Consider the following 12285-nt stretch of genomic DNA (forward strand, 5'->3'; position numbering starts at 1 on the left):
GAGCTAGGCGGCCGCCGGCTCCGGCTCGGGCTCGTCCTCGTGCGGGAAGTGGGTCTGCTTGAAACGTACGGCCATCCTGGTCGACGGCCCCATGGCGGCGGCAGCGGCGACGATGATCGCGCCGATCACGATCCAGCCGGCGCCGCTGTAGAAGTCGGGGTGCCAGCCCATGGCGAGGAATGTGAACAGGGCCGGGGCCCACGCGCCGCCGAGCTGGCGGCCGATGCCGGCGACGCCTTCGTACTCGCCTCGCCGCTCGGGGTCCATGAGCTCGGCCTGGAAGGCCCACGAGGCGGAGCCGATGGCCAACTCGGCACCGGTCACGGCGACGTGGCCGAGCCAGACCAGCGCGATGGTGAGGAAGCCGCGGGTGTCGTGGGTGACCAGCGTGATCGCGCAGGCGGCGACGAAGAACGCGCTGCTCCACCACACCCGGCGCAACGCGTCGCGGACGTCGTGGACGCCCTTGGACGTGTAGGCCGGGAGGATGATGCACAGCACCGTGTTGGTGGCGAAGAGCCAGGCCAGCAGCCAGCGCGGCGAGTCGGTGTATTCGACCAGCCACAGCGGGATGACGGTGTGCAGCAGCACCTGGTTGGACCACAGCGTGCCGGTGAAGGTGGTCACCAGGAGCCAGCCGACGTTGCGCAGCGCGCCCGGGCCGGGCAGCTTCTCGGTGACCTCGCCGGCGGCGCGGCGCTCCTCGTGAGGCGCCCGCGGCAGCCGGGTGATCCAGACGGAGTTGGCGATCCCGATGGCCAGCGCGAAGAACGGCACGCCCCACTTGAGGACCGTGTCGGTGTCCAGCGCGAGCGCGATGCCGGCGATCAGGGCACCGATGGTGAAGCCGAGGTTGAGGCTGGAGTACATGAACGCCTGGGTCGCGACCCGCTCCTTGTCGGGCAGCACATCGAGGACGTACGCATTCCGGCCGGCGCCGCCCGCGTTGTTGACCACCTCGAAGACGACGATGACGCACAGGTAGGCCCAGAAGCCGTGGATGAACGGCATCGTCGCGAACATCAGAGCGCTGATCAGCGCACTGATCGCCCAGATCCGCTTCGGGCCGATGAAGTCGGCCAGCCGGCCCATCGGGTAGGCGGTGAGGAAGCTCGCGATCCCGGCGACCGTCAGGCCGACACCGATCTGCGCCGGGCTCAGGCCGACGAAGGCGACCAGGTAGAACGCGGCTGCGGTGTTGAACGTCCCGTCCCCGGCCGCGAAGAGCAGCGACTGCGTCGCCAACCGCCGCGACAACGGTGTCGGCGGGATGAGGTTGCTGATGAAACCGGGCAGGGGCACCGGCCAATTGCATCACCGGGAAGGGGTGGTTGCCGACTGGTTTTCTGCCGAGGCGTCACCCCGGTCGGCCGAGACGTCAGGCGCGTCGGCCGAGGTGGCATCGATGTGCCGGATCGGCCGACCGTCGTGACCTCTCGACCTGCGTACGTGACGTCTCGGCCGACGGGAGTGACGCCTCGGCTCAGGGGCGGAGGGAGGCGAGGGCTTCGACGGCTTCGCGGGCGGTGGCGGCGATGGCGAGATCGACGTCGTTCTGGATCCGGGCGGTGCGGTCGGAGTCGGTGAGTACGGCGATGGCGACGCGGCCGGCGGGATGGGTGACCACGGCGATCTCATGTCGCAGGGTGAGGAACCCGCCGGTCTTCCCGGCGAGCTGGATGTCGTCGGCGAGCAGGTCGGCAGCGATGCGATGGGTGAAGACCTGCTTGCCCATCAGCCGCCGCACCAGCTCGGTCGCCTCGGGCTTGGCGACCTCGTCGCGCCAGATGCGCTCGAGCAGGTCGACGCAGGCGCGCGGAGAGCCGATCGTGGCGCGTTCGACGTCGAGCGAGTCGATGACGTGCCGGCCGCCGGGCCGGCGGCCCTCGACCGCGAGCTGGGTGGCGAGGGCGAAGTCGGGACCGGCGACGCGGGTGGCGTAGTCGTACATCGGCTGCATCCGGTGCCGCACCCGCAGCCCCTCCACGCCCCACTCGGCGAGCTGCTCGTCGACCTCGCGCGGCGAGACCTGGTCGAAGAGCGCGTCGGCGGCGGCGTTGTCGCTGAGGCCGAGCATCATCAGCATCAGGTCGGTGACCGAGCAGGTCGCGTCGTGGGTGAACGCCGAGATGCCGTACGGCCCGTAGCTCCGCTCCGCCGCGGTCAGCGTCACCATCGCGCCGCCGTCGATCTCGCCGCTCGCGATCCGGTCGGCCACGACCAGCGCCAGCGGGACCTTCGCCACCGACGCGAGCGGCATCGGCCGGTCGACACCGACCCCGACCTCGTGACCGGTGTCGAGGTCGCGGGCGAGGAACGCGATCCGTACCTGGAGCTCGCCGAAGCGCTCGGCCGTCGCCTCGGCGAGGTCGATGAGGCGCCGGTCGCTGCCGACGAGCGGACTCATGCGCGTCCTTCCTCGGCTGCACCGACGCAGGCACCGAGCAGGGCGAGCGCCTGCTCACGCACGGGGCCGGCCGCCAGCGGTGCCGGCGGTGGTGGCTGCTCGACGAGCCGGTGGCCGCGCACGACGGTGTCGACGAAGGGCGACCAGCTCAGTCCGTACGTCACCGCCTCATGCCGAGCGCAGACCAGGCTCGCGCGCCCCGCCATCGTCTCGGCCACCGCGAGCTGGTGCGGGGCGCGGCGCAGGGTGGCCGGTCCGATGCCCGCCCGGTCCGCGAGCCGCCGCAGCCGGCCGGCCGGATCGTCGAGGTCTCGTGGGAGGGCCAGCACCTGCGTACGTTGCCCGCCTCGGCGTGGTCGCAGCGAGCTCAGCGACACCGGCCCTTCGGCGGTCCCGGGAGCGGTGGCCGCGCCCAGCCGGGTGAGCCACGTGGCCGCGTCGGGGTCGCACGTCTCGACCGTCCAGGCGGCCGACTCCGGCGTCTCGTCGTGGTCGCCGTCGCTCGCGAGGCGTACGTCGACTTCTTCGGCCTCCAGCAGCGCGACCAGTCGCGCGAGCGGAGCGGGGTCGCAGCCGGACGGCACCGCGACCACGAAGGTCTCCCGGTCGTGCCGGCGGATGCTCCGCAGCAGATGGTCGGCCTGGTCGAGCAGGTGCTTGGCCCGTGGCAGCAGCGCCGTACCGGCCGGGGTGAGCGCGATCTGGCGCCGGGTGCGGTCGAGCAGCTCCACCCCGAGCTCGCGCTCGAGAGCACGCAGGCGACGGCTGAGGAGCGGCTGGTCGACGCCGAGCTCGAGAGCCGCCTCGGAAACGCTCATCTCGTCCGCGACGGCGGCGAAGCCGCGCAGGTGAAGCAGTAGGTCCACGCGTACAGGATGGCTGATCGGCCCCACCTCGTCCCATGTCGGCGATGCATACGTCCATGCCGGATCGTCCTTGGACGCCGTCGCCGAACCGGGGTCACGATGCTCGGCATGACCAACCCGATCCTCAGCCGCCGCACCCTCCTGGGCGGAGCCGCCACCGCGGCCGCCGTCGCCGCGACCGGAGTCAGCAGCTCCGTGGCGTACGCCGCCGACAGCCCCGCGATCGCCTCACTCGAGCAGAAGCACCAGCGTCACCTCGGCGTCTGGGCCAAGAACATCCGGACCGGCCGCGTCATCGAGCACCGTGCCGACGAGCGCTTCCCGATGCTGTCGACCTTCAAGACGCTGCTCGCGGCCTCGATCCTGCGCGATCATCCCGCGCGTACGCTCCAGCAGCGCCTGACCTGGGAGGCCGCCGACGTCGTCGTCAACTCGCCGATCACCTCGCTCACCGTCCGCAACGGCCTGACCGTCGCGCAGCTCGCCGAGGCGACGATCACCCGGTCCGACAACACCGCCGCCAACGAGCTGCTCCACCTCATCGGCGGCCCCGCCGGCATCACTCGCTTCGCCCGATCGCTCGGCGACTCCGTGACCCGGCTCGACCGCTGGGAGCCCGACCTCAACAGCGCGATCCCCGGCGACCCGCGCGACACCACCTCGCCCCGTGCGATCGCGCAGACCTACACCAAGCTGGTGCTCGGCGACGCCCTCGACCGCGCCGACCGGGACCAGCTGCTCACCTGGATGCTGGCCAACCAGTCGACCGTCACCCGGTTCGGCGCCGGGGTTCCGGCCGGCTGGCGGCTCGCCGACAAGACCGGCGGTGGCGACTACGCGTCACGGAACGACGTCGGCGTCACCTGGACCCCAGACGGCGCTCCGATCGTCATCGCCGCCCTCACCCGCTCCGACGACCCCACCGCAGCGCCCCTTGACACCCCGCTCGCCGACATCGCGGCGACCGTCTGCGGGGAGCTCGGCTGAGGGCCGGCTCAGGCTCCGTACACCTTCTCCGGCACCGGCGCCTGGGCGAGCAGCTTGCGGAGGGCGGGCCCGACGTCGGCGGCGTCCCAGCGGGCTCCGGCGTCGGCGGAGGGGCCGTGGGCCCAGCCGTTCTCGACGGTCATCGTGGGCCCGTCGATCTCGATGACCCGGCCGGTGACATCGCGCGCCTCCGGAGAGGCGAGCCAGGCGACGACCGGTGAGTTGTCCTCGGGCAGCGCCATCGCGGAGGTGTCGAAGGCGCCCTCGGTCATCCGGGTCTTGGCGACCGGCGCGATGGCGTTGACGGTGACGCCGTAGCGCGACATCTCGGCGGCGGCGACCAGGGTGAGCCCGGCGATCCCGGCCTTGGCGGCGGAGTAGGTGCCCTGCCCGATCGAGCCCTGCAGGCCCGCGCCGGAGGAGGTGTTGATGACCCGCGCGTCCCGCTGCCGCCCGGCCTTGGACTCGGCCCGCCAGTACGCACCCGCGTGCCGCAGGGTCGCGAAGTGTCCCTTCAGATGCACTCGGATGACCGCGTCCCACTCCTCCTCGGAGGTGTTGACGAGCATCCGGTCACGTACGAATCCGGCGTTGTTGACGAGGATGTCCAGGCCTCCGTACGTCTCGATGGCCTGCCCCACCATCGCCTCGGCGTCCGCGAAGTCGGCCACGTCGGCGGCATTGGCGACCGCCTCCCCACCTGCGGCGACGATCTCGTCGACGACCTGGGACGCGGGCGACTCACCGGTGCCCTCCCCCGCCAGCGAGACGCCGAAGTCGTTGACGATCACCTTCGCCCCGTGACGGGCGAGCTCGAGCGCATGCGCCCGGCCGATGCCTCGCCCCGCTCCGGTGACGATCGCGATCCGGCCTTCGAGCAGTCGAGCCATGGTGGCGTCCCTTTCCAGTCTTGCGTTCAGAAACCAAGCAACTGCTAGGCTACCAAGCAATCGCTAGGTTAGGCAGTGCTGAATCGAGGATGGGCACCATGGGCATCTCCACCGAGATCACCGACGAGCAGATCGCCGTCGTCACGATGAACCACCCACCGGTGAACGCGCTGCCGGTCAAGGGCTGGTTCGAGGTCGCCGACGCCGTCACCACCGCCGCCGAGAACAACGCACGAGTCGTGATCCTGCGCGCGGAGGGCAAGGGCTTCAACGCCGGCGTCGACATCAAGGAGATGCAGCAGATCGAGGGGTTCGAGGGCATCCTCGGCGCCAACCGCGGCTGCTACGCGGCGTTCAAGGCGATCTACGAGTGCCCGGTCCCGGTCATCGCCGCGGTCAACGGCTTCTGCCTCGGCGGCGGCGTCGGCCTGGTCGGCAACGCCGACACCATCGTGGCCAGCGACGACGCCTTCTTCGGCGTACCCGAGGTCGACCGCGGGGCCCTCGGCGCCGCCACCCACCTGAGCCGCCTGGTGCCGCAGCACATGCTGCGTACGCTCTACTTCACCGCCCAGACCATCACCGCCCAGCGCCTCCACGAGCTGGGCTCGGTCCATGCGGTGGTCCCGCGCGACGAGCTCGACGAGACGGCCCTCGAGATCGCCCGGCAGATCGCGCAGAAGGACCCGCAGGTCATCCGCGCCGCCAAGGCCGCCCTCAACGGCATCGACCCGATCGACGTGAACGCCTCCTACCGCTTCGAGCAGGGCTTCACCTTCGAGCTCAACCTCGCCGGCGTCGCCGACGAGCGCCGCGACGCCTTCGTGAAGGACGGAAAGTGATGCCGACCCGGCTCATCCTGACCGATTTCTCCGTCGAGTCGGCTCGTCACGACGCGCCGACTCGACGCTGAATCTCGTCAGGACGAGCCGACTCGGCAAGATCAGGAGACCCGATGAGCACCGCACAGACATTTCGTACGCCGCTGACCGAGCTGACCGGTGTCGACCATCCGATCGTGCAGACCGGCATGGGCTGGGTCGCCGGCCCGCGTCTGGTCTCGGCCACCGCCAACGCGGGCGCGCTCGGCATCCTGGCCTCGGCCACGATGACTCTCGACGAGCTCGAGAAAGCGATCGTCGAGGTCAAGGGACGTACGGACAGACCCTTCGGGGTCAACCTGAGAGCCGACGCCTCGGACGCCCCCGACCGCTGCCGGCTGCTCATCGACCACGGCGTGAAGGTGGCGAGCTTCGCCCTCGCACCCAAGCCCGAGCTGATCAGCAGGCTCAAGGAGCGCGACATCGTCGTGATGCCGTCGATCGGCGCGGCCAAGCACGCCAAGAAGGTGGCGAGCTGGGGCGCCGACATGGTGATGATCCAGGGCGGCGAGGGCGGCGGGCACACCGGCCCGGTCCCGACGACCCTGCTCCTGCCGAGCGTCCTCGACGCCGTCGACATCCCCGTCGTGGCCGCGGGCGGCTTCTTCGACGGCCGCGGCCTCGCCGCCGCGATGGCCTACGGCGCCGCCGGCATCGGCATGGGCACGCGCTTCCTGCTCACCGCCGACTCCGCGGTTCCCGAGGACGTACGACGCCGCTATCTGAGCTTCGGCCTCGACGGCACCGTCGTGACCACGAAGGCCGACGGCATGCCTCACCGCCTGCTGCGCACGGAGTTCGTCGACACGCTCGAGAAGGAGGGTGTCACCGCGAAGCTGCTCCGGACCATCAGGCGCACCAGGCAGTTCAAGGAGATGTCCGGCCTCCCCTGGCGCACGCTGATCAAGGACGGCCGCAGCATGGTCCACGGCGGCGACCGGACCTGGGCCGAGGTCGTCCTGGCCGCCAACACACCGATGCTGCTGCGCGCCGGGCTCGTCGAGGGCGACACGAGCGCCGGGATGCTCTCCAGCGGCCAGGTCGTCGGCCTCCTCGACGACCTCCCCGCCTGCGAGGAGCTCGTCGACCGGATCATCGCCGGCGCCGTCGATCGCCTCAAACACCTGGACGCCAACCACGCCTGAGCAGCACGCTTGGGCCCATGGTGATCGAGGTCCGCCCGGCAGAGGTGTTCGAAGACGTACGCACGCTTGTCGGCCCCAAACGACCCGACGCCAGCGTGTGCTGGTGCCTGAGCTACCGGATCCCCTCCACGATCAACAACAAGATGCGCGGGCAGGAGCGCGGGGAGTACGTGCGCAACCTGCTCGCCGACGGACCGCTGGGCGTGCTGGCCTACGAGGGCGACGAGCCGGTCGGCTGGGCCGCCGTCGCCCCGCGCGCGGACACCACCTTCGCCCGCAACCGGAAGATTCCGCACGTCGACGACCTGCCGGTCTGGTCGGTGTGGTGCATCCGGGTCCGTCCGGGCCACCGCGGCAAGGGCATCTCGCACACGCTCATCGAGGGTGCCGTCGACTTCGCGCGCGACCACGGCGCTCCCGCCATCGAGGCCTACCCGCTCGACAACAAGGGCGCGAAGGTCGACCTGACGATGGCGTACGCCGGGATCCGCAAGAACTTCGAGGCGGCCGGCTTCACCTGGGCCGCCGACACGACCTCGGTCCTGGCGGGTCACCCACGCGTGCTGATGCGGCGCGACCTGAGCTGACGCGCCTGGTTGACGACGATCGGTAGAGTGTGGGTCGTGAACACCGAGACGAGCCGCGTACGCATCGCGCTCGTCGCGCTTTTCACGCTGATGCTCCCGGCGCTGATGAGCGTCGATCCCGAGCAGGCGCTGCTCACCATCGCCGTCTCGACCGCGCTCGCGGCCGTCGCGGTCGGCGCGATCCACAACGTCGGCGCATTCGCCCTGGTCAGGGCCCACTCGACGGCCCCACGCGATGCCTCCGACGGGCCGCGTCACCTCGCTGCCCGGGTCACCGACCCGGTCTGCTCCCCGCGCCGCCCACGCGCTCCTGAGCAGGTCTGACACTCGCCACACCCGGCGAGCCCGTCAGCCCTATCCACTCACCTCTCAGGAGCACACCCATGTCCGTTCTCGCCCCGCTGTCGCACGCCCTCGCCGCCGTCCTCGCCGGCGCCCACCACGTCCTGGCTTTCGTCGGCCCCGACCTCAGCTGGCTCCTGGCCATCGCCGCCGTCGTGGTGCTGGTCCGGCTCGTTTTGCTGCCGCTCGCGATCCGGGGCGTACGCCACGCCCACGCCTCCGCGCGGGCCCGCCCGCAGCTGCAGGCGCTGACGAAGAAGTACCAGAAGCAGGCCGCGAAGGGCAGCGCGAGCCAGGCCGACATGATGGCAATGATGGAGGAGCGCCGGAAGATCAACGAGGAGCACGGCGTACCCCGCTTCGCCATGCTCGCCGCCTTCGCCCAGCTGCCGATCTTCCTGGCGCTCTACCACCTGCTCTCCGACGTCAGCCGGAGCAACTCCGTCGGTGCGATGAGCGACTCGCTCGTCGCCTCGCTCGGTGACGCGACCTTCCTCGGCACGCCGCTGACCGGCCACGGCTACCTCTCCGGCGACACGACCCACCTGGTGATCACCCTCGGCCTCGCCGCGACCGCCGCGCTGGTCAGCTATCTCAGCCAGCGGCTGTGGGTCCTGCCCAACATGGTGCGCACCGACATGCCCGAGTCGATGATCCGGATCCAGGAGATGATGCCCGTCATCTCCGCCGGCGGCATGCTCCTCGCCGGCAGCACCGTTCCCCTCGCCCTGCTCGTCTACTGGGTCATCAGCGGCCTGTGGACCGCCGGCCAGGCCGCGGTCATCCACCGCTGGTTCCCCACCCCCGGCTCGCCTGCGGCCGAGCGTCGGACGCTCAGGTTGCAGCCGGCCTGACCCCTCGGACCGGCACCCTCAGAGCCGCTCGATGATGGTGACGTTCGCCTGGCCACCGCCCTCGCACATGGTCTGGAGTCCGTAACGACCGCCGGTGCGTTCGAGCTCGTTGAGGAGGGTGGTCATCAGCCGGGTGCCGGTGGCGCCGATGGGGTGGCCGAGGGCGATGCCGCCGCCGTTGACGTTCACCTTCGAGTGCGGGATGTCGAGCTCCTTCATCCACGCCAGGACGACGCTCGCGAAGGCCTCGTTGCACTCGAACAGGTCGATGTCGTCGACGGACAGCCCCGTCTTGGCGAGGGCATGGCGGGTTGCCTCGATCGGGCCGGTGAGCATCCAGACCGGGTCGTCTCCGCGGACGGAGAGGTGGTGGATCCGGGCTCGCGGGGTGAGACCGAAGGTGCGTACGGCCTGGGCGGAGGCGATGAGCAGGGCCGAGGAGGCGTCGCAGATCTGGGAGGCGACGGCCGCGGTGATCCGCCCCCCGGGAGCGAGGGGCTCCAGGGAGGCCATTTTCTCCAGCGAGGTCTCGCGCGGGCACTGGTCGACGGCGAAGTCGCCGACCGGCACGATCTCGCGCTCGAACCGTCCCTCGGCGATCGCGGTCTTCGCGCGCTGGTGGGAGGCGAGGGCGTAGGCCTCCATGTCCTCGCGCGAGATGTCCCACTTCTCGGCGATCATCTCCGCGGAGCGGAACTGGGAGACCTCCTGGTCGCCGTAGCGCTTCACCCAGCCGGGCGACTCGGCGAAGGGAGTGGTGTAGCCGTATTGCGCCCCCACCAGCATCGCCGCCGAGATCGGGATCGCGGACATGTTCTGCAGGCCGCCCGCGACCACCAGGTCCTGGGTGCCCGACAGGACTCCCTGGGCCGCGAAGTGGACCGCCTGCTGCGACGAGCCGCACTGCCGGTCGATGGTCACGCCCGGGACGTGGTCGGGCAGCCCGGCGACCAGCCACGCGGTCCGCGCCACGTCGCCGGCCTGGCCGCCGATGGTGTCGCAGCAGCCCATGATCACGTCGTCCACAGCGCCCGGGTCGACACCGGTGCGGTCGACGAGCGCGGCCAGCGAGTGGGCGCCCAGGTCGGCCGGGTGGAGGCCGGCCAGCGCGCCGCCGCGCTTGCCTACCGGCGTACGAACGGCGTCGATGATGAATGCCTCAGGCAATGTTCTGACTCCTTGACCCACGTCGGTCGAGCCGACGTCGTGAGGTACGAGCGACGTCGTGTCGAGACCAACACGGTCCCTGCGGCGCTCGATGGGACTGTGTTGGTCTCGACACGCTCGGCCGCAGGCGGCCTCCCGGCTCGACCAGCGGGGTGTTGCTAGGCATGCTGGCTGCTCACCGAGACGACCTCGCCGGTCATGTACGACGAGTAGTCGCTGGCCAGGAAGACCATGACGTTGGCGACCTCCCACGGCTCGGCGGCGCGGCCGAAGGCCTCGCGGCCCTTGAGCTCGACGAGCAGCTCGGGTGAGGTGACCTTCTCCAGGAACGGGTGCATGGCGAGCGACGGCGAGACCGCGTTGACCCGGATCCCGTGCGGCGCCAGGTCCGCGGCGGCGGAACGGGTCAGCGCCATCACCCCGGCCTTGGCGGCGGCGTAGTGCGCCTGCCCCTCCTGGGCCCGCCAGCCGATCACGGAGGCGTTGTTGACGATCACGCCGCGCTTCCCGGCGGCCACGAACCGCTGCCCGACGGCCCGGATGCAGCGGAACGTCCCGGTGAGGGTGATGTCGAGAACCTTCCCCCACTGGTCGTCGGTCATCTCCAGCACCGACGCGGTCCCGCCGAGGCCGGCGTTGTTGATCATCACGTCGACACCGCCGTACGACTCCGCGGCGTCGAGCAGCGCCTGGACCTGGTCCTCCTGGGTGACATCGCAGGTCACGGCCGTGATCCGGCCCTCACCGAACTCCTCGGCGAGGGCGTCGCGCGACTCCTTGAGCCGGCGCTCGTGGGTATCGGAGACGACGACCCCCTTCGCGCCCTCCTCGAGCACCTTCCGCACCACTGCCGCCCCGATCCCCGCACCGGCGGCGGCCGTGACGACGACGACCCGCCCGTCCAGGAGCGAGTGGCCGGGGACGTACGCGGGGGTTGGCTGTTCAGGCTTCATGCACGAGCCTCTCGTGGCAGGCCGAGGACGCGCTCGGCGATGATGTTCCGTTGGATCTCGTCCGAGCCGCCGTAGATCGTGTCGGCGCGGGAGAAGAGGTAGAGGGACTGGAGTCGGTCGAGCGCGTAGCCCTCGCCGGTGGTCAGCCCGGCGAGCCCGACGACGTCCATCGCCAGCTCGCCGAGCTCGCGGTGCCACCGCGCCCACAGCAGCTTGGAGACGCTCGCCTCGGGGCCCGAGGAGCCGGAGTCGTACGCCGAGAGGGTCCGCAGCGCGTGCAGCCGGAGCACCTCCAGCCCGACATGGGCCTGGGCGAGTCTCGACGAGATGTCGGGCGAGTCGATGGTGCCGTTCGCCCGAGCGGCATCCTCGACCGTCTCCAGCTCGCGCGCGAAGCCGACCTGCTGACCGATCGTCGAGACCCCGCGCTCGAACCCGAGCGTCGCCATCGCGACCTTCCAGCCGTCGCCGGGCTCACCCACGACCAGGTCGGCCGAGGTGACGGCGCCGTCGAAGAAGACCTCGTTGAACTCAGAGGTGCCGGTGAGCTGCTCGATCGGCCGTACGTCGACCCCGGGCTGCGCCATCGGCACCAGCAGATAGGAGAGCCCATGATGGCGGGACGACCCGGGCTCGGTCCGGCACACGACGAAGCACCAGTCGGAGAGGTGGGCGTTCGACGTCCAGACCTTCTGCCCGTCGACAACCCACTGGTCACCGTCCAGCCTGGCCCGCGTCCGCACCCCGGCCAGGTCGGAGCCGGCGCCGGGCTCGGAGTAGCCCTGGCACCACAGCTCCTCCACGGCCACGATCTTCGGCAGGAACCGCTCCTTCTGAGCGGACGTTCCGTGGGCGATCAAGGTGGGGCCGAGCAACTCCTCGCCGAGATGGTTGATCCGGACCGGGGCGTCCGCGCGGGCGTACTCCTCGTGGAAGATCACCTGCTGGAACAGCGGCAGGCCTCGGCCGCCGTGCTCCTCGGGCCAGCCCAGACAGGTCCACCCATGTGAGGCCAGGTAGCGGTTCCACGCCAGCCGCCCCTCGTACGACTCGTGGTCGCGGCCGTTCCCGCCGGTGCCGCGCAGCGCGGCCCACTCGCCGACCAGGTGGTCGGCCAGCCACTCGCGCACCTCGGCACGGAACGCCTCGTCCTCGGCGGAGTAGGTCAGGTCCATGCCGGACAACCTACCAAACCAAGCACTTGTT

At 70.8% G+C, this 12285-nt stretch carries 13 protein-coding genes; 6 read left to right on the forward strand and 7 right to left on the reverse strand.

Annotated features, from left to right (window positions below; all coding sequences use genetic code 11):
• Window positions 1-3: 3 nt before the first annotated feature.
• The 3 genes from ABT304_RS05980 to ABT304_RS05990 form a co-directional block, all read right to left on the reverse strand.
• Complete coding sequence (locus tag ABT304_RS05980) at window positions 4-1302, reverse strand: MFS transporter (RefSeq protein ID WP_350713770.1); 1299 nt, start codon at window positions 1300-1302, stop codon at window positions 4-6.
• Between the two features lie 181 nt (window positions 1303-1483).
• Complete coding sequence (locus ABT304_RS05985; protein WP_350713771.1) at window positions 1484-2407, reverse strand: serine hydrolase; 924 nt, start codon at window positions 2405-2407, stop codon at window positions 1484-1486.
• Window positions 2404-3300, reverse strand: a complete 897-nt coding sequence (locus ABT304_RS05990; RefSeq protein WP_350713772.1) for a LysR family transcriptional regulator — start codon at window positions 3298-3300, stop codon at window positions 2404-2406. The genes ABT304_RS05985 and ABT304_RS05990 overlap by 4 nt, the downstream gene beginning before the upstream one ends.
• 81 nt (window positions 3301-3381) lie before the next feature.
• On the opposite strand from ABT304_RS05990, the gene bla reads away from it, so the two are divergent.
• Window positions 3382-4260 (forward strand): class A beta-lactamase, encoded by an 879-nt coding sequence (gene bla / locus ABT304_RS05995; RefSeq protein ID WP_350713773.1) that lies wholly within the window; start codon window positions 3382-3384, stop codon window positions 4258-4260.
• 8 nt (window positions 4261-4268) lie between these two features.
• On the opposite strand, the gene ABT304_RS06000 is transcribed toward bla, so the two are convergent.
• The gene (locus ABT304_RS06000; protein ID WP_350713774.1) at window positions 4269-5150 is read right to left on the reverse strand and encodes an SDR family oxidoreductase; all 882 of its coding nucleotides are present in this window, start codon (window positions 5148-5150) and stop codon (window positions 4269-4271) included.
• A 98-nt stretch (window positions 5151-5248) separates the two neighbouring features.
• Here ABT304_RS06000 and ABT304_RS06005 point away from each other — a divergent pair, with 98 nt between their 5' ends.
• From ABT304_RS06005 to yidC, 5 genes are all read left to right on the forward strand, one after another.
• Entirely contained in the window at window positions 5249-5992 is a 744-nt protein-coding gene (locus tag ABT304_RS06005; RefSeq protein WP_350713775.1) for an enoyl-CoA hydratase family protein, read from the forward strand.
• Window positions 5993-6105: 113 nt separating this feature from the next.
• Window positions 6106-7176, forward strand: coding sequence for an NAD(P)H-dependent flavin oxidoreductase (locus ABT304_RS06010; RefSeq protein ID WP_350713776.1), 1071 nt, complete (start codon window positions 6106-6108; stop codon window positions 7174-7176).
• A 17-nt stretch (window positions 7177-7193) separates the two neighbouring features.
• Complete coding sequence (locus ABT304_RS06015; protein WP_350713777.1) at window positions 7194-7763, forward strand: GNAT family N-acetyltransferase; 570 nt, start codon at window positions 7194-7196, stop codon at window positions 7761-7763.
• A 36-nt stretch (window positions 7764-7799) separates the two neighbouring features.
• Window positions 7800-8087: a hypothetical protein gene (locus ABT304_RS06020; protein ID WP_350713778.1), complete on the forward strand. Its 288-nt coding sequence runs from the start codon at window positions 7800-7802 to the stop codon at window positions 8085-8087.
• A 59-nt stretch (window positions 8088-8146) separates the two neighbouring features.
• Window positions 8147-8959 (forward strand): membrane protein insertase YidC, encoded by an 813-nt coding sequence (gene yidC / locus ABT304_RS06025; RefSeq protein WP_350713779.1) that lies wholly within the window; start codon window positions 8147-8149, stop codon window positions 8957-8959.
• Between the two features lie 18 nt (window positions 8960-8977).
• Here the strand turns inward: yidC and ABT304_RS06030 are convergent, their stop codons facing one another.
• The 3 genes from ABT304_RS06030 to ABT304_RS06040 all read right to left on the reverse strand — a co-directional run bounded on the left by ABT304_RS06030 (window position 8978) and on the right by ABT304_RS06040 (window position 12254).
• On the reverse strand, window positions 8978-10126 hold the full coding sequence (locus ABT304_RS06030) for an acetyl-CoA C-acetyltransferase (RefSeq protein ID WP_350713780.1): 1149 nt from the start codon (window positions 10124-10126) through the stop codon (window positions 8978-8980).
• 158 nt (window positions 10127-10284) lie between these two features.
• Window positions 10285-11079 carry an SDR family oxidoreductase gene (locus ABT304_RS06035; RefSeq protein ID WP_350713781.1) on the reverse strand — a complete coding sequence of 265 codons (795 nt, stop codon included), beginning with the start codon at window positions 11077-11079 and terminating at the stop codon, window positions 10285-10287.
• Entirely contained in the window at window positions 11076-12254 is a 1179-nt protein-coding gene (locus tag ABT304_RS06040) for an acyl-CoA dehydrogenase family protein (protein ID WP_350713782.1), read from the reverse strand. The genes ABT304_RS06035 and ABT304_RS06040 overlap by 4 nt, the downstream gene beginning before the upstream one ends.
• Window positions 12255-12285 lie beyond the last annotated feature (31 nt).

It is taken from the genome of Nocardioides sp. NPDC000445 (genome assembly GCF_040300245.1).
Taxonomy (GTDB): Bacteria; Actinomycetota; Actinomycetes; order Propionibacteriales; family Nocardioidaceae; genus Nocardioides.

Coding starts and splice junctions, on each gene's coding strand:
- ABT304_RS05985 (WP_350713771.1), bottom strand. CDS start 2,407: ATGAGTCCGCTCGTCGGCAGCGACCGGCGCCTCATCGACCTCGCCGAG.
- bla (WP_350713773.1), top strand. CDS start 3,382: ATGACCAACCCGATCCTCAGCCGCCGCACCCTCCTGGGCGGAGCCGCC.
- ABT304_RS06000 (WP_350713774.1), bottom strand. CDS start 5,150: ATGGCTCGACTGCTCGAAGGCCGGATCGCGATCGTCACCGGAGCGGGG.
- ABT304_RS06005 (WP_350713775.1), top strand. CDS start 5,249: ATGGGCATCTCCACCGAGATCACCGACGAGCAGATCGCCGTCGTCACG.
- ABT304_RS06010 (WP_350713776.1), top strand. CDS start 6,106: ATGAGCACCGCACAGACATTTCGTACGCCGCTGACCGAGCTGACCGGT.
- ABT304_RS06015 (WP_350713777.1), top strand. CDS start 7,194: ATGGTGATCGAGGTCCGCCCGGCAGAGGTGTTCGAAGACGTACGCACG.
- yidC (WP_350713779.1), top strand. CDS start 8,147: ATGTCCGTTCTCGCCCCGCTGTCGCACGCCCTCGCCGCCGTCCTCGCC.
- ABT304_RS06035 (WP_350713781.1), bottom strand. CDS start 11,079: ATGAAGCCTGAACAGCCAACCCCCGCGTACGTCCCCGGCCACTCGCTC.
- ABT304_RS06040 (WP_350713782.1), bottom strand. CDS start 12,254: ATGGACCTGACCTACTCCGCCGAGGACGAGGCGTTCCGTGCCGAGGTG.